At 44.0% G+C, this 24,289-nt stretch carries 6 protein-coding genes; 4 read left to right on the top strand and 2 right to left on the bottom strand.

The genetic code is table 11. The annotated features are described in order from the left end of the window. Window positions 1-651 precede the first annotated feature (651 nt). The 4 genes from ACT3CD_RS04025 (at window position 652) to ACT3CD_RS04010 (ending at window position 23,594) form a co-directional block, all read left to right on the top strand. Complete coding sequence (locus ACT3CD_RS04025; protein WP_444643177.1) at window positions 652-19,542, top strand: PKD domain-containing protein; 18,891 nt, start codon at window positions 652-654, stop codon at window positions 19,540-19,542. Between the two features lie 185 nt (window positions 19,543-19,727). Continuing rightward, window positions 19,728-20,774, top strand: coding sequence for a PorP/SprF family type IX secretion system membrane protein (locus ACT3CD_RS04020; RefSeq protein WP_444643175.1), 1,047 nt, complete (start codon window positions 19,728-19,730; stop codon window positions 20,772-20,774). An 842-nt stretch (window positions 20,775-21,616) separates the two neighbouring features. Beyond that, window positions 21,617-22,219 (top strand): OmpH family outer membrane protein, encoded by a 603-nt coding sequence (locus tag ACT3CD_RS04015; protein WP_444643173.1) that lies wholly within the window; start codon window positions 21,617-21,619, stop codon window positions 22,217-22,219. 82 nt (window positions 22,220-22,301) lie between these two features. Next, window positions 22,302-23,594 (top strand): glycosyltransferase, encoded by a 1,293-nt coding sequence (locus tag ACT3CD_RS04010; protein ID WP_444643171.1) that lies wholly within the window; start codon window positions 22,302-22,304, stop codon window positions 23,592-23,594. A gap of 24 nt (window positions 23,595-23,618) precedes the next feature. Here the strand turns inward: ACT3CD_RS04010 and ACT3CD_RS04005 are convergent, their stop codons facing one another. Both ACT3CD_RS04005 and ACT3CD_RS04000 read right to left on the bottom strand, forming a co-directional pair. Then, a complete protein-coding gene (locus ACT3CD_RS04005; RefSeq protein WP_444643169.1) occupies window positions 23,619-23,936 on the bottom strand; it encodes a hypothetical protein in 318 nt (105 codons plus the stop codon). 46 nt (window positions 23,937-23,982) lie between these two features. After that, a complete protein-coding gene (locus ACT3CD_RS04000; RefSeq protein ID WP_444643167.1) occupies window positions 23,983-24,288 on the bottom strand; it encodes an FtsB family cell division protein in 306 nt (101 codons plus the stop codon). Between the last annotated feature and the right edge of the window lies 1 nt (window position 24,289).

The following is a 24,289-nucleotide window of genomic DNA, read 5'->3' as shown; positions in this document are numbered from 1 at the left end:
AACTACTTTTTCTGGAGTAACCAATTTGTTAATGACGCTCGTTTTGCGGCTTATGTTTCCGATTGTTTTTGATAGCCAAACGACCCGGGATTTGCAGCCAAATTTTAATTACACCTTTGTCCATCTTTATAAATTAGAAGCAAACGAGCATCGCAATTATTTTTATGCTTACGAAACAAATCCTTTGCTTATGAAATTTAATTCTATGCTTACAAAAATATTGTTGATGCGTAAAGAAGGGTAATAAATGGTTTTGAACCGGGGCATTCAACTTCAAGGTTTGGGTAGCACCAAATATTTGAGATTACTGATGTAAATGAACATTTTGAGCGTAAGCATACGGCTGAAACAGGTTTTTACAAGTAAACATAAGTTAAGAATTAGAAGGTGTCTCTGTTGTTTGTTTTCCCAACGCAATATTAAAAGCTGGAATGATGAGTTTTTCTTATCATAACAATAATTATTTACCTTGGTGTATGTGCTGGATAATACGGTGTCTTATAATATTTTATGCTTTTTAATGTGGCTAAAATTGGAGCTCGGTAAGGGGCTTGTTTTTTGTGAGTATAAATAATGGAAAGAGGTTTTATGTTTAAGGTATATTCACAAACATTTTAGGAATTTTAGCGTAAACACAAATCTCAAAATGGCATGTCGTTGAAATTGACTTGGGATGATACTGCTGAGGATGTTAATTTTCATTCATTTATTATGAAAAAACAATTACGCTTTTTAAAGGGGGTTATGTTGGTGGCTATGTGGGTTGTAGCTATGTCTCATGTGTATGGGAAGTCGGATGATATTCATAATTATGTATGTAAAGGAGGAACAAGAACTATTACTGCATCACCAAGTGCCTCTCAGTATCGATGGCATATAATCAATGTTACCACAAGCGCAGAGACGGTTGTTACCAACACCGACAAGGAGTACAATTTTACCATGCCGGATGCCAACGATGCCTATCGGGTATATTTTGAAAGTCCTATTGGTTCTGGTTGGAGTACGTCCAATAGTGTTTATATGTATCCGTATGATTTTCCGGATGCCTTTATCAATCCTGCCGGTACTTTTGAATTTACTTCATCAGCAACATTAAATGGTGATATCAGTAGCAGTCTGCCGGCATCGGGAGGTATAGATGCCTTGGATCTGGAATATGAATGGTTATACGAGGGCGTTTCGGTAGAGATTGGAAATGGCTCAACAGATTCCTATACCACCTCTGACGGCGGACAATATATTTATCGCGTTCAGGATAAAAACAGCAGGGTGACAGGTTGTATATCTGCTTCTCCAACGACTTTACTTGTTGAGAATGTTTCGTTTACGCTAGATGTTTGTGAAGACGGTTTTACCACTGGTGAGACGCTCCTTGATATGGCTTCCATTGCTGCCGCCGACCGGGCTTCCGGTTCGTGGACTGAAACAGCCGGACTTGATTTTTCTGATTACGGTACCAATCCTATGATTACTGGTTTTGTTTCCGGCAACGCTTATTCTGTTAAATGGAGCAGGGATGCTTCTAAAATATATACTTTTATTTTGAACACGGGCGCGGGTATGCCCTACGAGTTACAAAATGAATCGGGAACGACCTCTGACGTCATTCTTTGTTTGACGTCTCATACTTTCACCGTTTCGCCGGCCGGAGCTGCTTATTCTTTTATGGTGGATAACGTTACGGCAGGAACAACCACACAACTAACCTCTGAATCGGGCAGTAACGTTTATGCCTTTACCCCGGCCGATGCCAATGCTATTTACGAGATTTACGCGGTGGTGAAAGATGGGAATTGTCGTTTCAAAACCAATGCTATTTCCATTTCTTCGGACGAGGAGGTGGAGATTCGTGTGGTTGGTGATGAGTCTGTTTGCGATGGAGATTTTGACAAAACACTGGAAGCTGTTCCTTTTGATTCGAACTATGCATATAGCTGGGAAAAGGATGGCACGGCAATAGGTGGTGAAACCGGGCAAACAATGAATACGTCTTCATATGGAGCCGGCAGTTATACTGTCAGTGTAGTGGGATGTGGCGGAAGTACTTATACTTCTGATCCGGTAGTTGTTGCCTCCTATACCTTGCCTGACGCAAAGATTGATCCGGAGGGAGCTGTGCAGCTTTGCCACAATGAGACAGAAAATGTAAGGGGATATATTTCGACAACACATTCTGAACCTTTGAGTTATACGTGGCTTAAAGATGGTGCGGAAGGGCTGGCGGCCGGTGTTTTATTGTCTGATGAGAGTCTTCTGGCCATTGACGAAGCCGGAACTTACGAGTTTAAGATTTATGAAACAGCCAATCCTCTTTGTTATTCGGTGTCGCCTACGTTAACATTGTCGGAAACAAATATTGAAATACAATCGTTTATCGCTAATGGATCCACTACTTTTTGTGGCTCCCAAAATGCATCTGTGGCACTCATGGGTCTTTTAGAAGGCGCGACGGGTCCAATTACAGTTACCATTCAAAATGTTGAAGATGGAACGGAGTACACCGTGTTGCTGAATAGCGGGGTGTTGCAAAATGTCTCTTTGGGTACCATCTCTTCCACAAAAACTTATAAAATAAAAAGTGTTTCCGCTGCCGGATGTTCTTTAAGCGCGGCTGAGATAGCTGCTCTTCCAACGATTAAATATGTGAAGGAGGCCGACCCGGCTGTCTATGATGTGACAGGTGGTCCTTATTGTAAAGAAGGGGCGATTGGTTTGAGTGGTTCTGAGGCCGGTATTTATTATTATTTGTTACGGGATGGCATTTTTGTGTCAGGTGTACAGGTGGCAGGAGATGGGAATCCCATCACTTTTGGTACGCAGAACGATGCGGGTGTTTACACCGTTATGGCCGAGCAGTCCGGTTGTGAAGAGTATTTCGACATGAATGGCACGGCAGTTATTTATGCTGAACCCGATGTGTCTCTCGATGTTGTTCTTACAGGTACGGGATGCGCCGGATCAACTCATTCTGTTACCGTTCAGAACACCGAATCGGATGTGTATTATACTTTGTATCGCGAAAATGAAGGTGTTAGTACAGCAGCCAGTGCGGCACGGAAGGGAAATGGAGGCGATCTTGTTTTTACAGGTATTGTTCAGTCCGGGACGTATAGTCTAATGGCCAAACGGGGTACTTGTGAGTACGAGCTTACTCAGACGGTTTTTATTGCGCCACGCCCGGCTTTACAGACATTGACTGAAACTGTTGGTTGCGAAGGTATCGATTTTTATGTGGAACTTCAGGATTCCGAGACTGGTGTTGAGTATGCTTTAAGTAGTAACTCTACCGGGGTAGTCATTGAAACAATCGTTGGTACCGATGGTACGTCTATTACATTTACAAGTCCGATTACTACAGCAGGAGAGTATACCGTTACGGCCGAAAATGGCTATGGCTGTAAACGGGAAATTGGAACGGTTGAGCTGCTGCCGCAGCCTATTGATACTTATGTTCTTATTACTACCGGAACGCCGGTTTGTTCGGGAACGCCACACACCATTTCATTATCGGGTTCCGAATTGGGATTAACTTATCGGTTGTATCGTAACAATACCACCGGTGGTGCGCTAAGTACTGTGTATTCAACAACAGGCGGAAGCATCAGTTTCGGAACTTATTCTGATGCCGGAACATATATTGTAACTGCCGATAATGGCGGTTGTGAGATTCAGCTTTCGACGGAACTAATAATGTATCAGCAGCCGGTGGTTTATAATGTGGTTGATGCCGACTATTGTGAAAATGACGATGTGACCATTGAGCTTAGCAATTTTCAGATCGGAGTAACTTATACCTTATTACGTGGTGGAACCGATTATGGAATGTCACAAGCTGGATCGACGACTAGCTCTTCGATTACTTTTGGTCCTGAAAAATTTCCTCCCGGAACCTATTCCATAAGAGGTTCAGCCGGAGGTTGTCTGGCTACCATGAGCGGGGATGTTACTGTCAATTCCAATCCAACGATTAGTATCTCAGGATTGTCAGATTCTTATTGCGCCGATGCCGGTGACGTAACAGTTCATGGGAGCCCTGCCAGTAACTCAAATGGTTCATGGTCTGTTGTTGGCTATTCGCCGCTGCCAAATCATTTTGGTGATGATGGTGCCGGAGGGTTAACTTTTAATGTTACCGATGTGGTAAGCGATTATGGGTCACGTCCTTTTGAGCTGACTTATTCGTATGTCGATCCCAATGGTTGTGAGGCTTCTTTGCAACGCAGTACCGAGTTCTTTGCCGATTTGGGTGACATTATCCGGTTCAGGAATCTGCCCGCTCTTACTTGTCAGTCGGCAGGAACCACTTTTACTTTGCAGGCCTATTTTGATGAGACGGTCGATGTAGATATTACGACCGGTGACGGGCTGTTTTTCGGACCCGGTATTACCGATAATGGGGATGGTACCGCAACGTTCGATCCTCTGGTGGCCGGGAATGGCCTGCATACCATAACTTATAATTATACCGACCCTGTTACCACCTGTTCGGGGAGTTATTCCGCACAGGTTCAGGTGGGAACTTCATTGTCCATTAATGGGGTTAATCCTGTTTTTTGTGTGGATGACGGACCTCAGGATTTTTGGGGTGAACCGGCTACAGGCAGTCCTGTTTCCGGCATGCTTTCTATTTATTCGTGGGATGGAACCGACGAAACGACTAAATCATTGGTAACGCAGAAATTGGGAACAACAGCTGCCGATCCTTTGGTATTTAATCCTACCACCGAAGGTTTTTATTTTGTGGAGTATAGCTTTACCGATGGCAGTGGATGTGTTAATTCAGATACCGAAGAGTTTGAAGTGTCCGAAGAAATTGATGCTTCATTTATTGCGTATGTTTCAGATCCGGCTAAAGCAACGTTGCAATTTTGTGTGGATGCCGGTTTGGTTACGCTGGCGCCAGCCACTGGTGCTTCTCCTAATGGAAATTATTATTGTTCAGCGACTCCTTCTGTCATAAAAGGAGGTAACAAATTTGACCCCAAAGAAGCTGGCGTTGGTACGCACCGTATTTATCGTGATGTTTCAACATTAAATTGCCATGATATTCAATATATTGATATCGAGGTATACGAAACTTTGGTGGAGGTGGTCCTTCCCAGGTATGAATATTGTATTAACGATGCCACAGGCCCTTTTGTAGTGGAAACCAGCAATTTATCGTTTGACGGGACCGCTTATCAGGGGGTTGCAGGGGCCGAATATACTTTTAGTGCGTTGTCACCATCACCGCTTTATACTGTTGATGGCAGTGGTAACCGTACGTATCATTCGAGCCATACGGTGAAAGACGGCGATGAGCCGCTTTATTTTGACCCGGCTAAAATCAGACCCGATGCCAAAGCTGATTTTACCACTACTATTAATCTTTTATACGACAATACGGCTACCGAAGGAGGTTGTTTTATTGATATTGAAAGTCAGGATATTACCATAAAAATTGCACCTGATGTTACCTTTGGAACCTCGGATCCGATGTTGTTCTGCCAGGATGATGCTGCCCGGGAATTGGTGGGTGCTTTTGAAAGTGGTGGTTTTACAGGCGATGGTAATTTTACAGGCTCGGGAATTATTGATGCTACGCTCAACGACGGGCTGGCCTCTTTTGATCCTTCACTGGTAGCACCCGGATCGCACCTTATTACATATACTTTTACCAATAGTAATGGTTGTGTTTCTGAACGAACTAAAACTTTTGAAGTTAATGAGTCGCCCGTTGTTTATAATGTGACACCCAAATCTTCAGTGCCCAATGCCGGAAGGTACTGTTATGGTGAAGCGGGAGTTGTAATAGGTTTGGAATATTCTCAGAATGGAGTTGATTACCATTTGATTAAGGATGGAGATGTTGCCCATCCGATTGAAACGGTTGCCGGTAAGACGGACGGTACTTCTATTTCTTTTAGTCCGGTAAAGGTCGAAGGAACTTACACCATCGAGGCCGAATTAACTGCCTCATCGGGTTGTACTTCTATGATGAACGGATCGGTTGAGGTTCAGATTAATAAAGTTGTTGCATCGGTTGATGTTACCAATGTTTCTTGTTTTTCGGGCAATGATGGAGTGGTGGCTGTTACAGCCTCAGGAGGAAGTCTTAATTATGTTTATAAGATTTCTTCCGATGGAGGAACTACTTTTACCGAAAGTGCCTCTAATCTTTTTCCCGGATTGAAAGCAGGCACTTATCATGTTCAGGTAGAGGATGCTGTGGGGTGTGAATTACCTGCGGCAGTTGAAGTGGTCGTGGATCAATCTGATGAAGCATTGACGTTAACAACTTCTTCGGTTCCTGCCGGTGGTTGTGTTGGTTGTACCGAAGGTGTTGACTGCGAGGGGGCTGCCTCTGTAGTTGTTAAAGGAGGAACGCCTTTTGACACTGCTGTTGAACCTACGGGTTACAAGATCGTATGGGAAGATGGTGCCGGGAATGTATTGGTTGCGGTAAACAATGGATTGGGCATTACCAAAATGCCGGCTGGCGATTACACGGTTACAGTAACCGATGCCAATGGTTGTGTTGAGTACGAAACAGTAACTATTGGCACCGTTACGGATATTACTCTTACTGAGGATTTAACGAAGCATAAAAATGTTGATTGTTACGGTGCTTCAACCGGCCAATTTGTGGTTACCGCTGCCGACGGAGATGCCGCTGCCGTTTATCAGTTTTCGTTGGATGGCGTCAACTGGCTGGGGGCCGATGATCCTGCTACATCACCCGATACCAAAACTTTTATCGGTAGACCTGCCGGAAGTTATATGGTTTATGTGCGTGATGCCAATTATCCCCGTTGCACCTATCAGATGGCTTCCTCTGTGGTTATAACCCAGCCAACTGAATTGTCGGTTGCTGAAGTCATTTCATCGCATAAAGATGTTTCATGTTATGGTGGTGCTGACGCTTCATTTGAAGTAAAGGCAACGGGTGGTGCTACAACTGCCTCTATTGGTTATACTTATGATGTTAATGGTTCAGGGTATCTTGTGGATGCAATTCATTCGGGGCTTACTGCCGGGATTTATAATGTTCAGGCCAAGGATGCCAATGGTTGTATTGCTTCCGGGTTAATCGTTGAAATTAAGGAGAATACAAAACTTTCGCTGGTGTTGGATGATAAGCAGAATGTTTTCTGTCATTCGGACGACAATGGAAGTATCACTGTTTTAGCCGCCGGAGGCGACGGTAATTATGTTTACTCGTTAAATGATGGTTCTGTTTCTACGGCCTACCAATCATCTGAGATTTTCGAAAATTTAATTGCCGGGACTTACTCGGTTAAGGTTAAGGATGGTAATGAGTGTGAAAGCACATTAACCAATATTACGATTACTGAACCGAAAGTGTTAACTGTTTCGGAGGTATCTGCCAAGCATAAAAATGTGTCGTGTTTTGGCGATAGTGATGGTTCCATCACGGTCACTGCCACGGGCGGCTCGGGTGATTATGACTTTTCAAAAGATAATGTTATCTGGGAAACGCCGGGTACCGATAGCTATACTTTCAGCAATTTAAATCCGGGTAGTTATACGATATGGGTTCGTGATGCCAATGAAACGGGGTGCTACGAATCTTCCACCTCAATAGAAATCACCCAGCCTGATGATGCGCTGACGGTTGCGTTGGATAAGGTTACTGATGTAACCTGTGCCGGTGGAACCGATGGATCTATTGAAATCTCAGCAGATGGAGGAACAAAGGCCTACGATTATCGCTGGTTCGAAGTATTGTCGAGCGGGGTTGAAGTGCCCACCACCCATATAACCGATAATCCTACCGGTTTGGCGGCCGGCAATTATAAGGTTCAGGTGACCGATGATCATTTGTGTGTTGCTACTGCTACTTATGTTGTTGATGAACCTGCTGATAAGCCGGTGATTAGCGTGGATAATATTGTCAACGTTACAGAGCCTGACGGGAATGATGGCCGTATTGAGATTTCTGTATCCGGTGGTACAACGCCATACGCAAAATTAGAGTGGAGTGGTACGGAGATGGATGGGACTGCGGTTACAACTTTGACCGATGATGTTTACAGTCAGGCTAATCTGGAGGCAGGGAAATATAGTGTGAAGGTTACAGATGCAACCGGTTGCTCGGTTACTTATGATAATATTGTGGTTTCTGAACCCAATACAAATCTTAATATCAGCGTCTCCAAAAAAAATCCGGGACCATGTTATGGCGCTACCAACGGAAGCATCGGCCTTTCGGCTTATGGTGGAAATCAACCCTATAAATCTATTACCCTGACGCGTAGCGGAACTGAGATCGCTAAATTAACCTCCGGAAATAGTTTTGCCAATTATGACAATCTGGTCGCTGGAACTTATGTGGCAAAGGTGGTTGATAATACGGATGTGGAGTACTCCACAACCATTGTTTTGACACAGCCCGATGAATTGGTTCTTTCTTTTTCCAAGCTGAGCGATGTCACCTGCAACGGGGCTGATGATGGTCGCATTCAGTTTAGAGCTGAAGGTGGTACGCCTTTTCCCGGCGATGCCATGGATCCTTTGTTGCCTGATAATGATTATTATATTGTTTCTCTTATTCCTGCAACAGGCAGTGCCCGTACTGTTTATATTGAAGAAGGGGCGACTGCTGACGAGGAGGTCACTGATTTGTTTGCCGATAGCGGATGGGAAATATTTGTTCAGGATGCCAATGGTTGTGATGACTCGGAATTGTTTGAGATCACGGAACCTGATCCAATTGTAGTTACAGGAGCAGTCACCAATAATATATCCTGTAATGGTGCTGACGACGGGAAAATTGTGTTTACGGTTACAGGTGGCCGAAATGCTGTTACGCCCTATACCTATGATTGGTATTATGAAGATGGGACCTTGCTCGCAGCAGATGCCGGGGCTTCCGGAAGTGGCCTGGCACCGGGTGGGTATTACGTTGAGGTTAAAGAATTTGCCGCTCCCAATTGTCCAGCTGTTTCTACTATTTATGATATTATTGAGCCATCGGCATTGACTGTTTCAGTCGACGCTTTTGATGTAAACACTTGTAAGGGTGATAATTCAGGTCGTATTGAAGTCGTTGTTAATGGCGGTGTCTCACCTTATCGCGTTGATTACGGAACGGGAGTGGTGTCGGGTAACGGCCCTGTATTTGAAATCCCGGATCTTTTGGCCGGTGCCTACAATATTACTGTGACCGACGATGACGGTGCCGGATGTATTGAAAGTGGTACTGCAACCATTAACGAACCGGTAGCCACTTTAACGCTTACTGATTTGGTGACAAGTATTGATTGCGAGACGGTTAATACGGGTAAAGTTTCTTTTAAACTTGAGGGTGGCGTTCCCAATAGTGGAGGAGAGTTTGCTTATCGCGCGGTTTTGCTTAATACCACCAACTCTTCATCATGGGCCAAAGAGAGTCTCTCCTCTTCTCAACCGGTTGCGCTTGATTTTGATGGATATCCATTACCTGCCGGCGATTATAAACTGACAATTACCGACCGTAATGCATCGGCTTCGGCCAGTTGTGCAGCAATTGTTGAGACATTTTCTTTATCGCACATCAATGTCACATCTACAGTTGCAGATGCTACGTGTGCCGGCGTTAATACCGGTGAAATAAAAGATATTACCATTACCGGTGGCAGTGGAGATTATTCCTGGACCTGGTCAACCACCGATGGTCTCGGTTATAATAACAGTGTCTTGAACCAGACCGGGTTATCGGCCGGTACTTACAATTTGGCATTAACGGATAACACGCGTAGTTGCACTGTAAACACAAGTTATGATGTTGATTACAGCTACGACCTTCAAATTAGTGCTTCTGTTAAAGCTGTATCGTGCGCTGATGCAGCGGATGGCAGAATCAACAATGTTGTGGTAACCGGGATTTCGGATCCAACTTCTGTCATCTATCACTGGCAGGGTCCGGATGTTGATAAAACAATGGCTGGTTCTGATGTGGATTTGGATCCCAACCTTAGCAATTTGGAAGGTGGTACTTATATGCTTACGGTAACCGATGGCAGCGGATGCTCAGTAATTGAATCGTTTACGGTTAATGTGCCACAGCCTATTACCTATGATCTGTCAACAGATTTAGATAACTGTAATTACTCGCGTAGTATTACTTTAGATAATGTGGCTGGTGGCACGGGAACTCGTGTATATGTTTGGAACGGACCCGACGGTTTCACCCAGGCGGCGCAGAGTATTACAGGTATTACAGTTCCAGGTATTTATTCCGTTACCGCAATTGATGATAACAATTGTCAGGCAACGCAGTCTATTACTGTTCCCGGTGAAATGACTCTTTCGGCCACCACTAACCACGTGAAGTGTTATGGTGATAATACGGGATCTATTGTACTTGATGTTGAAGGTGGAACTGGGAATTATAAATATGCATGGACACAAACCGATGGCGGATCCGGTGTTGCGGCCAGCGATCGAAATCAAAACGATCTCACGGCTGGAACTTATACCGTTGAGGTAACAGACGAAGGTCAATCGTGTGGAGCCGGTAGTTATCATACAGAGACTTTAAAGGTGGTGATAACCCAGCCCGAAGAATTGAGTGTGACAGGTGAAGTTACCGATGTGTTATGCGCCGGTGATGAGGATGGTAAAATAATACTGTCGCCTGTTGGTGGCAGCGGAAGTTATTACTACAGCTGGTCTTCGGCAAATGGCACCGGCCTGATCGCCGGTCAACGGAATCAGACCGGTTTGTCGGGTGGCGAATACAGTGTGGTGCTTACCGATGCGGTTAATAAATGTAATGCCGTGGCTAATTTTACAGTGGAGGAACCCGAAGCTTTGGATTTTGATCTGACGGTGGTCGATACTGACTGTGCCGATCAGAACAGCATCACTATAAATAATCCTTCCGGTGGCTCAGAGGCTGTCGCTAACTACAAGTATAGCTGGGCCGGACCGGGTATTGCCGTTGCTGATGCCAGCAGTCAGACAGACTTGCCCGGCGGAGTTTACACCATCCGGATGAGCGATACCGGTATTAGTGAGTTGTGTTATGTAGAAAAGGAAGTAACGCTTACCAAAACATTGGAAGCTTCGGCTGTGACGACCCCAGAAACGTGTCCCGGTTCGCAGGATGGAACCATTGTCCTCACGGTAAATGAAGGTGTTGCACCTTATTTTTACCAGTGGACCGATGCCGATGGTAATGCGTTGCCTAACGCGTCCAATCGTAATCAGTCGTCATTGGGCGCCGGTACTTATAAGGTAACAATTACCGACTCCCGTTCGGGGGCTTGTACTTTTGATCTGGAAGTGGTAGTGGGGCTTGCTCACGACATTGAATTGCATGGCTCTGTTACCGACGTGAAGTGTTATGGTGATGACTCCGGTGCTATCGACCTTACGGTGCTGAATGGCTCGGGTGATTATGATTTTGAATGGACAAGTGTCGGATTTAAAGAGACGACCGAAGATATTTCGGGTCTTTCAGCCGGTAGCTATAATGTGGAGGTAAATGATAATGTATATGGTTGTAGTGTTAACACTGTTTATACTATTAAACAACCCACTTCGGCTATCGGTTTAACATCGGCTGTTACGGATGTGAAATGTAAGGGCTCAGCAACAGGAGCTATTGATATTTCTGTAACCGGCGGTACAGGGACTCCGGATAAATTTACTTTTCAGTGGAGCTCTGCTTCAGGCGGGAATCCGGTCTCTTCTGTAATGGATCAAAAAGGGTTGCTGGCTGCTGATTACAGCGTTCGTGTTATAGATAGCGTGGGGTGTGTGGCCGATTTTGGACCTTTCACTGTTTCCGAACCGGCAAAGGCGTTGCAGGTTAGTCTGGTTGAAGTGATACACGTGACTGTGAATGGCGGAACGAATGGTGCCATTGAGGTAGACGCAACGGGTGGTTTTGGTAACTATAGCTATGATTGGGTTTTAGTAACAACAGATGGTTTAGGAAATGAAGTAACAACTGCGGTAGCGGGTTCAACCAATCGTCAGGAAGGTTTGGAAGCCGGAGTATATCGTGTTACTGTTACCGATGATAATGGATGTACTGAATCATTGCAACAGATTGTTAATGAACCTGGTGGAATATTAACGATTCATACTACTACCAAAAATATTCGTCCTTGTAGCGATAATGCAAATGGTGAGTTGCTGGTACAGGTAACGGGTGGTACGCCCGATATGACCAATGGTACGCCGGAGTATGATATTTTGGTTACGCGCGGTGGTACAGTTATAGCAGATGAACATGATGTGAGTGTGAATCTTACCGGGTTGGCGGCTGGAACTTATCACATCGCGGTAGTGGATGCCAATAGTGTACTGGTGGATAAAGATTTGGATATAACTGCATTCGATCCTTTAGTGGTTGATGTCGATATTGATAATCATGTAACCTGTTATCAGGGGAATGATGCTTCAATTACGTTGATGGTATCAGGAGGTGAACCTAATACGGCTAATAAATATAGGGTGTATTTGTTGGGTGCTGATGTTGATGATAGCCGTGAAACAACCGGTACTGAAACTTTTTCGGGTTTATCGGCCGGAACCTATATTATTCGTGTTTGGGACGATGCCGATGGTGATGGTTCTTTCGCTAATGCCGATCCTGTAGAGGACGATTGTTTTTATACGGAAACATTGACTATTGAGCAACCGGAAGCGGTGGCTTCCCTGAGTTTGGTGGCCGGCAGTGAGGATCTTTGTATTGGCAGTAAACCGCAACTACAGATTATTGTAACTGACTGGGATGTGGTTTCTGATCCGTTGACCGTGACGCTTAACGATAATACTGTTCTTACGGTTGATGAATCGCCTATTATTTTTGAACCGGATGATGCGCCACCTATCGGTGTCTTTGAATATGAGATTACAAGTGTGGAAATAAGTTCATGTGCTAAAGGCTACGGTCAGGGAACTGCCGGGGTGATTGTTCATTCCTTACCTACGGCTCACATGATGGGTGATAACCGGATATGCCTGGCTGATTCAGCTCTTGTTTCGGTTGATTTAACCGGAACGGCACCCTGGAGTATTACTTATTCAGATGGAACGCAAACCACTACGGTGGATGATATTTTGACTTCGCCTTACCAGTTTAAGGTGGCGCCGGATGCAACAACCAAATACGAGTTGCCCTGGGTTAGTGACGCTTATTGTTTCAATACCGGAACCGGCAGTGCTGAGATTGAAGTAGACGATGTGACAGAAATAGCATTGGTGGCTGATGATTCGCCGGAAATATGTAACGGTGATAGTTTTGACCTTTTCTTTGAATTCTCGCCCAATACCGATGGCCCTTGGTTTGTGGTCTGGACCGAAAAAACATCTTCCGGAACACAAACGTTTAGTCGTTTGATTTCTGCGACTGATTTACTCCCGGCACCTGATGATAACAGGTACAAATTAACCGTTTTACCCAAAGTTACAACCACCTATGCCATTGCTGATATTCAGGTGAGAAATGGGGGTGATAATTATTGCGACGGCAATGTGGTCGATCAGGAAGTGACCGTGACGGTGAATCAACTGCCGCAACAACCGGCTTCTATTAGTGGTAAGACCGTTATTTGTCAGGGTACAGAAGCTGAATATTCTATATCTTCAGTTTCAGACGCCACCAGTTATGAGTGGCAGCTACCCAAAAATGTTACTTTGTTGAGTGGCGGCGGAACCAATAAAATTAGTGTTTTGTTTACCGAGACAGCCGAATCGGGTTATCTTCGGGTTCGTGGGTTGAACATCTGTGGTGAAGGTGCATTCCGTCAGGTGTATATTAGCGTGAATGAATACCCGGAAACCATTGGTGAGATAACGGGCCCAACTGCAGTGTGTCAGGGCACTCCCGAAATTTCTTTTAGCGTCGATCCGGTTGATGATGCCACTCAATATTTCTGGACGGTGCCTGACGGATGGTCGTTTACCGGTCAGAATAGTACCGGCATCTGGGTTACCATAGATCCGAATATCGATAATTTTACAGGACAGGTAACTGTTACTCCGGTTAATGATTGCGGCAATTCGTTGGTGACTAAATCACACGAGTTTACTATTTATCCGTTGCCTACTGCTGATGCGGGACTTGATGGCGATGTGTGTGGAACGTCCTATACGCTTACAGCGCAGGATCCGGATGCCGGTTCTAGTGGTGTATGGTCGCTGGTTGAGGATAAGGGTTATGGTGAGATTACCGACCCTACAAATCCCAAGACAGAGGTAACGAACCTTAGTCGTGGTGATGTGACGTTCCGCTGGACGGTTACCAATTCCAATATTGGGGGAACCTGTGAGGTTTATGATACTGTGACCATCCGTAATAATCAACTGGCGGTGTATGCCGTACCGGGTGCCAGCAGTATTTGCGATGGCGTGGTTGATGTAACCGGAACGCCTGTTCCGGCCCTGTCCGGAACAGTAGGAGTGTGGAGTGTTGTTGCTCCTGCCGGTTCAAAGGCGGTGATTGATGATGCGTCGTTAAATAGTACGACTATCAGTAATCTTGAACCGGGTGAAAACCGGTTCCGATGGAGTATTATTCAGAATGGGTGCGAAAGTTATGCCGAGGTGACGGTGATGAATAATGAACCCGACGAAGCTGTTATAGATGGCGATGAGGTGATCGATATTTGTGTTGATGAGATCGATCTTACGGCTAATACGCCTTTAGAAGGTACAGGTGAGTGGAGTGTTGTTAAGGGGTATGGTCATATATCCGATGTTTCTGCCTCCGACATTTCTGTGACTGACTTGTCGCGCGGCGATAATATTTTCCGTTACACCATTACAAAAGGTAGTTGTTATACTTACGATGAGGTTATGGTGCGCAACAATCAGTTGGATGTGGATGCCGGAAAGGATCAGACGGTGTGCGATGCATCTGCAATGTTAGAGGGCAGCACGCTGCCTGTCGATACGGAGGGAGCCTGGGAAGTTGCTAAAGGTGTTGGCCATTTTACCAATGGCACTTTGCCTGACGCATCTGTCGATGGATTAGCTGTGGATGAAAATAAACTGGTATGGAAAGTCCTTAAAAGAGGTTGCGTTAGTACTGATACAGTTGTTATAGTTAATAATCAACCTACCGTGGCAACGGTTGGAAGCGTTCAAACCAAGTGTGGCTTTGAAACGTTGCTTACTGGTAATAAAGCTATTGAAGGTAACGGACGCTGGAGTATCGTGACCGGAAGTGGGGATTTTGAAGATATAACAGATCCGACAACCAAAGTGACCAACCTAGGGTTGGGTAAGAATAGTTTTCGCTGGACCATTCGCAAAGGTGCTTGTTCTACTTCTGCCGATTTGGTGGTTTATAACAATAGAGTTGAGGTGGATGCCGGCAAAGATTTTTCTTCCTGTTCACGACTGGTTACCATGAGTGGTAGTGCGGTTCCGCTATATGGAATGGGACAGTGGAATGTGCTCGCGGGTGTCGGTGGTGGTACTATCACCTCTTCCGAACGGACGAAACCCAATGCGCAGATTAGTGGACTTGATTATGGTGTCAATGGTTTTATATGGACCATCGATAATGGCGGCTGTATTAGTTCCGACACGGTTTATGTCAATAATAGTACGCCTTATCCTGTCGAGGCGGGTATGGATCAAACGATTAATGGCACTGCTGCAACTCTGGATGCAGAGTTTGTTACATATGGTGAAGGAACGTGGAGTTTGGTTTCAGGAGGTGGTACCATAGCGACATCTGATATTCATAATCCACAGGCAACGATTACCGATTTGAGGCGGGGGGAAAATGTTTTCCGTTGGACGGTTTCAAATGGTGATTGCTTTGATTACGATGATGTTATGATTACAAATGGTGAAGTAACCGAGGCCGATGCCGGACCCGATCAAAAAGTTTGTGATGCTACTGCCCGACTCGAAGGTAATGATCCTGATGTAGCTTTGGGACAATGGTCTGTCGTATTAGGGGCTGCAACTTTTGAGAATATTAATGACCCTGAAACCCGGGTCTATAATTTGGCGGCTGGGGAGAATACCCTGAGATGGACCATTTCATATTCATCCAGTTCCAGTTTTGATGATGTTATCATTACCAATAATCAGCCCGATCAGGCCAGAGCCGGGTACGACGATGCCATTTGTGCCGATAATGTGCAGTTGAAGGGTAATAAGCCCGGGTTTAATTTGGGTACAGGGGTCTGGGAGTTATTGTCAGGTGGTGGAACTATTGAAGATGTGAGTTTGCCCAATCCAAAGGTAACCGATCTTATGCATGGTGAAAATTTGTTTGTGTATACCATTTCCAAGGACGATTGTGCTTCGTCGGATACAGTATCTATTATTAATGGTTTGCCAACAACGGCTAATGCTGGTGATGATGGTGTGACCTGTGATGGCACGATGCGTCTTTTACCCAATAGTCCGACTTATGGATCAGCCTCATGGCGCACAGGTGGCGAAGGTTCTGCCCGTTTTGAAGGCAATTGGGTTTATGATCTGGCGCAGGGTGACAATGAATTGATCTATGTCATTGAAACCGATTATTGTACTTCTACTGATACGCTGGTGGTTACTAATAATAAGCCTACAGGTTCCAACGCTGGTCGTTTGCAGGATATTTGTGAGGATGAGGTGACCATGACTGCTTCGCAGGTTTATTATGGCGTGGGCACATGGGAACAATTGACCGGTTCGGGAGTGATTGCTGATATTCATGACCCGTCAACTTTGATTACCGGCTTAGCCAAGGGCGAAAATCGTTTTAAATGGTTGGTCGATAATAATGGCTGTACTTCTTCTTCGGAAGTGATCATCAATAATAATTTTGTGGAAGCGTTGGCCGGCGATATGCAAATAAATTGTGCGGATACTGCCATGTTACAAGCTAATAATCCTTCACCCGGGATAGGTAGCTGGGGGGTTCAGGGTGGTTCCGGATCGGCTAACTTTGAGGATGCGACAGATCCGTATACTTTGGTTTCGAATCTGGATCAGGGATCCAATATCCTGACATGGACCGTTGAGTATAAAGGTTGTGTCGATGTTTCCACGGTGGAGGTCATTAATAACAACCCCACGGTGGCCGATGCAGGGTATGATATTCCTTCTTGCGATCCGGATGTTATACTGACGGCCAACACGCCGACGGTGGGCGATGGAACGTGGACTATCGTGGATGGCGGTGGCGATTTTACATCGCCCAATGGTTTTGCAGATGCCATAAATGATCCGGGAGCACGTATCGAAAATCTTAAGTTTGGACGTAATATTCTTCGTTGGACTATACGTAACAAATCATGCGTGTCGTCGGATGACGTCGTGGTTGAATACAATACAATTCAGGCCAGTGCTGGTGACGATCGCGTTGTTTGTGCTGATGAAGTGATTTTGCAGGGAAATAATCCTTTTCCGGGTTCTGGTAATTGGTCAATCCCTGGCGGGGAGGGAACGGCGGTATTCACTGAGCCTTCACAACCTGGTACGACGGTTAACAATTTACAGAAAGGTTCTAACACTCTGCGTTGGACTATCGGCTATAAAGGTTGTGTGACGTCCGACGATGTGGTGATTACCAATGACCTTCCCAGCACTGCGTATGCCGGTAACAAACAAACGTTGTGCGATGATGCAACGATTTTGGATGCAACGAAACCTGCTGTGGGTACCGGACGCTGGACGGTAGTAACCGGGGCCGCTGTTTTTGCCGACGAAACATTGAATAATACGTCTGTTTCGGCCTTGGCTAAAGGTGATAATATATTCGTATGGACCACGAAAAATAACAAGTGTACACTCGAAGACCAGGTCGTTATAGTTAATAATAAACCTTCGGAGCCATATGCCGGTGCCAGTTATGAAGAAGTTTGTTCTTCTGATTTTACATTGAAAGCGGCAACGCCTGATTTTGGAACGGGTACATGGAGTATTATTTTAGGCGGAGGTACTTTGGAAGAACCAACTAATCCCCGGTCAGATATTACAAATCTTGATTATGGAACTAATACCTTGAGATGGACGGTGTCGCAAGGTAATTGTTCGCTTTATTCAGAAGTAACAATCGAAAATAATACACCTACCACCGCCAATGCCGGACCCGACATTCAGGATTGTAAGGATATACATGTTTTGGATGCCAATATTCCCGTTGAAGGAAATGGGACATGGAGCAGGATTAGCGGATATGGTGACTTTAATGATGCGTCAAATGCGAAAGCGACAGTTAGTAATCTGGCGTTTGGAGAGAATGTATTTGAGTGGACTATCACCAAAGGCAATTGTTTTTCTTCTGATCAGGTGGTAATTTTCAATAAAATTCCTGACAAGGCGTTTGCCGGTACTGACCAGACCGGTTTGTGTGATACTTATACGGTTTTGAATGCCAACGATCCGGTTTCGGGTGAAGGACGTTGGTCGGTGATTAAAGGACAGGGTACATTTGACAACGAAACCAGTTTTAATTCAAAGGTGAGTGAAATTGGTTTTGGCGAGAATATTTATCGTTGGGAAGTAGCTTACGGCGAATGTTCAACCACCGACGAAGTGGTGGTGATTAGCAATAAGGCTGAGGCTTATGCCGGTGAAGATCAGGTTGTTTATGAGCCATCTGCCACTTTGAATGCCAATAATGCGGGTGAACTGGATGCCCTTTGGACGATTGTCGGAACCAGTACTGCTCAGTTGGCTGATGCAAGTTTCTTTAATACCTCGGTTAGCACTTTGAGTGAAGGTATTAATACTTTTAAATGGCGTATTGATGTCAATGGTTGTGTTACAAGTGATTTGGTTAGTGTGGATTATCGTCCTATCCCGGATGCCGGGTTTATTACGGATGTTGAGTCGGGTTGTTATCCTTTGGCGGTTCAGTTTACCAATTATTCGGTGGGCGGATCTGTTTATAATTGGGATTTTGGCGATGGTAATACTTCGGGTGACCGTAACCCCAAACATACATTTAATGAACCGGGTGTGTTTAATGTGAAGCTCGTTGCGCCTGGCCCCGATGGAAATGATGGCGTTTTCACGAAGTCTATTGAGGTGTATGACCATCCCATTGCCGATTTTACAGTAAATCCCCAGTTGGTTTATGTGCCGGGCGATAAGGCCAGGTTTTACGACCTTTCGTCGGATGCCGTTTCATGGAACTGGCGTTTTGGAGACGGAGAGGTTTCTGAAGAACGAAATCCATCCTACGAATATCAGGAAGAAGGGGTTTATTCCGTTCAGTTAGTGGTTTCCAATCAATATGGTTGTTTGGACACCCTGTTGATGACCGATATTATTACGGCGGAACCACAGGGTTTTGTGGAATTTCCAAATGCATTTAAACCACGCCCCGGAGGCTCTTCCGAAAGTGTCGATCCATCTTCTGAGTATGTGGTGGTTTTCAAGCCTGCGTTTCGGGATATTGATACTTTTACGATGGAAATTTTTAATAGGTGGGGGCAGAAGGTCTTTCAAACCAATGATATGGAAAATGGTTGGGACGGAATGTACGAGGGGCAGCTTGCGCCGCAGGGAGTGTATGTTTATAAAGTCAGCGGCCGGTATTTGAATGGTCGTGAGTACCGGAAAACCGGAAGTGTGCTGCTCGTGAGATAATGGTATGGCTTATGATTTAATGTACACTGTCGTTATTTTGAACGACAGTGTACATTGATTCGTACCATTAATAATCTTTTAATGGTGTGTTTTATGTTTAATGATTGGTATGAATTTTTCATTTTACTCGTGTAACTTCTTTATAAAATATTCGTTTACTCACTCACAAACTAAAACAAAGGGCTGTGAAGTTATTAAATAATATAATTATTTTGTTGATAGCAGGGTTGGCCGTAACTGGAACTTCTTCAGCTCAGGATGTCTCTTTTTCGCAGGTTTATTCGGCGCCTCTTTATTTGAGTCCCTCTTTCGCAGGATTTACTAACGGGGGGCGTGTGGCGCTGAATTATAGGGATCAGTGGCCGGGGATTTCAAATACCTTTCGTACTTATGCGTTATCGTACGACCAATATTTGGCAGGTTTTAACAGTGGAATTGGCTTGTTGGTAGTCCGGGACGATCAGGGGGGGGGGCAGTTGGTTACGCAGGATGTTGGTGTGGTTTATGCTTATGAATTAGGAATAACACGTGATATCTTTGTTCGACCAGGCCTTCAGTTTAAATATTCAGAGCGCAAAATTGACCCTTCTCGTTTGTCGCAGGTAGGCCCCGATGGCAATATATTCCCCTGGATTAATGCCGAGTTTCCTGTTGAGAATTATCGTAAAATTGATGCGACCGCCTCTTTGATGGTATATTCTGATTTTTTATGGTTGGGCTTTACAATGGATCATTTGGTGAAAAATGATATTGGTTTTACAGATATAGAGACTTCTGTTCCTATTAAAACGGTTGTTTATGGTGGTTGGAAGTATGTTTACCAGGAGGCTTCACGCGGTCGAGATGAGCAAAGTGCATCGTTGGCTTTTATGTATCGTAATCAGGCCGGCTTCAATCAACTCGATGCGGGTGTTTACTGGTATACTAATCCAATTGAAGTGGGCTTGTGGTATCGTGGATTGCCCGGCATCAGCAGTGAATCTCTGACAACTAATGATGCTTTAATTTTTAGTCTGGGAATTAATGTCGGGACCATCCATCTGGCTTATAGTTATGATTTAACGCTTTCCGGATTGGCGGGTCATAGCGGTGGTGCCAATGAATTTTCTCTTATTTACAGGTTTGCCAATAAGTCGGTAAAATCGAAGCCAAGAGGACCAATTCCTTGTAGTGATACTTCTGCTGATCCAGGTAGATCTAATTCCCGGTCACGTCCTCGTAAGCTTTTTTGATCAGAGACTTTTTATTTGACTGGCTTTTGTTTTGGCATCAACTCTCTTTTTTTGCTTTTCGAATTGTTCAATTTGTAAATTGAAATATTTTTTTATTTGGGTTATTGTGAGGCTATAATGTAAGGTATCCTTACAGAGTTTTTTTTGTAAGATAATGTTCTGTTATTATTTTGTTATGTCTTAGAATAAAAGCTCAAATGCTCGATTAGTATAGTTTGAATTTTAGGTTTCAGAAGTCTGGAAGACGCGTTTTTACTATGGTAAATGGCCATTTTGAAATCAATTGTTTTGCAAAGTTTCAATTTTATAGATCGACACTAATTAGAACCTGTCCATAAACTAAGTGTTTGAGATATAAAGCTCAAATTCATGGCTTGTACAGACATGAAAAATCAGTGAGTTTATTTTTCGTAAATGCCTGTTTTTATGACAACCGTAATGTAGATGTTGACTTTATAGGCAAAGACTAATTATTCTTCAGGTTTCTTGAACTCTTAATTTGTTGTTCGTATTATCAGTATAGACTATGTAAAATATTAAAATTAGTTTGTTAACTGTTTTTTAATATTAGTTATAAACTTATATTTGTTGTCGGTAAAATTATACCTGTTTCGAAGGTCTTTTAGTGATTTTTAGATGCAGTCGTGTGAAATAACCGTAGCGCTTTTATTGGTTTAGTTATGCTGAAGTTTGAGCATGTCAAAGGCTTTGCTGATGCATTATTAAATTGTTCTATTTTTTTACAAATTGTGATAGCATAAAACGACCGTAATGTATTTCATCCATAAGAGATTCATTATCCGGCGCGTTTTGTGTGCCCTTAATAAGCAAATTTTAAACACATGAAAAATCTTTCTTTAATTGTTAATGTTGTTTTGGTAATAGCTGTTACAGCTTTGTTTATCATTGTTTTTTCGGATGGCCGGGCTGATGACAATGGGCAGGTTAATGTCGATAGCGCAGAAGACGCCTCGGCTCAGTTGGTGTTTATCAACACCGATTCATTGTTGTTGAAATATGAATATGCACGGGTTTTAAGCGAAAAATTAATAAGCAAGGAAGAAGCTTCAAGAACAGATTTGAATGAGCGTGTGAAGATTTTTCAACAGGATATGAATGAGTTTCAACGTAAGTTGCAAAATAATGGCTTTTTGTCGTTGGAACGGGCTCAAAGTGAGGAGAGCCGCCTGAGGAAGAAGGAGCAGGAACTTCAGGAATTAAACAGCCGTTTTTCAAATGAATTGATGGTTGAACAAGATAAGATGAATCGGGAGTTACGCGATACTATTACTTCATTTCTTAGTACGTATTGCCAGGAACGTTCGTATCAAATGGTGTTGAGTAATACAATGGGCGATAATCTTCTTTACGCTGATGAATCGCTTGATGTGACTAATGAAGTGGCAGAAAAATTGAATGCACGTTATAAAGTGGTTGATAAGTAGTGCTTACGCATTTTTAAAATAAATTGGGCCGGAAATTGTATTTCCGGCTTTTTTGGTATTATCTGTTTTTTAGAAAGAGTTCATGAAGTCAGCTGATCTGTTAATAACCAGATATCTGGAAAAACATCCGGTGCTCGCGGGGCCTTTTAGAGCGGCGAAGCGAGATTTGGCATGGATCGTTGTGGTGCCTGTTTATCGTGAGGAAGCGTATTTGTTTGACATGCTGGATTCCGTCCTGAAATGTAATGCACCTGTTTTACCGGGTGAAGTTATTTTAGTCTTTAATACCTCTTCGGTTGATGAGGCAACTATTGTGGACGAGCAGCGAGCCTGCGCGCGTAAAGTTAGAAGCAGGTATGGTGACCAACCGGCGCCCTGGTTAACCCTGCTGGTGGCTGAGGCCTATGATCTTCCTAGGAAGCATTTTGGGGCCGGCTGGGCTCGTAAGATCGGCATGGACATAGCTTGCGCCCGATTGCTTTCAATTGACAACCCTATGGGGGTAATATTAACTTTGGATGCGGATGTGGCGCTGTCGCCCAATTATTTTACAGAAGTAACAAAATGGTTCGCGGCAGGTGAAGACCGGCAAGGTGCTGCTGTTTATTTTGAGCATCCGATAGATGGCAATGATTTTGAGGGTGAGGTGTATAAAGCCATCACGTTGTACGAGCTGCATTTAAGATATTATCTACAGGCGCTTCGTTATGTTGGTTTCCCGTATGCTTTTCATACAATGGGATCGGCGATGGCGGTACGGGCCGTTGCTTATGCTCGTATAGGGGGGATGCCCCGAAAGCAGGCCGGCGAAGATTTTTATTTTTTACAGAAATTAATTCCGTTGGGTGTTTTTGGGGAGATTAATACCACTGTTGTTTACCCTTCTCCGCGGCCGTCTGATCGTGTTATTTTTGGTACGGGCGCAGCAATATCCAATCATCTGAAAGGGGCTGATTCGGCTACAACAACCTATCATATAAAGGCTTTTGATGATTTAAAAGTGTTTTTCGATTCTTATCACGAATTATACGAGGTGGCTTCAGCGCAGTATGAAAGCTGGACTTATAAGCTGTCGGGACCGGTTCGTAGCTTTTTGCTAAATAGTGGTTTTTTTGAGGACCTTGATCGTTTAAAAGCGGTATGTGGGCAACAGTCCGTATTTAATAAACGTTTCTTTGAGCTTTTCAATTCCTTTAAGGTGGTTAAATATCTTAATTATGTTGAAGCGCATTTTTATGATCGGATGCCGGTTTTTGATGCGGCTATGCAATTGCTTGAAAACATGAAGTACGAGTCAGATGATTTATTGACCGATGAAGAAATGCTGCAATTTTACCGGCGGCTGGAACGAAACCACCCCAAAATTATTGGGTAGCCTTTTGTTAATTTCAGACAGATTTTATTTAGCTCTGAAACTATAGTAAAAGTCCAGTAATGCCGAAAGTGCTACAAATATGATCCAGTAGCTGCGGTTAAAGTAAATAGCTGTTACTGCGGCAGCCAGTGCCAAACCGCTGAATACATATACGAAGCTTCTGCGACGGTCTTCAGGAGCCGTCATTATCCAGTTGTATATTCTTATTGCCAAAACAGGAATTAACCCTGTTATCAAAACTGGTACGGCAAAGTTTATTTCGGTGATGTGAAGAATTATGCCGCCCAAAATCAGCAGCATGGCAAAATAGTATATTGTGGTTAATGTCTTGTTTATTTGCATTTATAATGTTTTGATGATGAATGTGAAAATGTATAAACCTGGATATCTATTCTTCTATTACAATGAATAACTCTTCATTGGGCTTTTTCATCAGGTATTGTTCGCGGGCGTATTTTTCGAGATGTTCAGGATCGCTGTGAAGTTCTTCCATCTTTAGGCGGTTGCTTTCTATTTCCAGTTGATAGTGTTTTTTTTGTTCCTGTAACTCGCTGTTACGCCGTGCCAGCGATATACGATCTACAATACTGTTTTGATCGAATAATATAAGCCAGGTAAAAAACAACAACCCGGTTAGGATAAATTTGTTTTTGATTATCCTAAAGGTGGTTTTTATTTTTTGGTTGCCTGTCATT

The sequence above is a fragment of the Geofilum sp. OHC36d9 genome (genome assembly GCF_052400685.1).
GTDB lineage: Bacteria > Bacteroidota > Bacteroidia > Bacteroidales > Marinilabiliaceae > CAZHHH01.
This window is presented reverse-complemented; position numbering and strand designations above follow the sequence as displayed.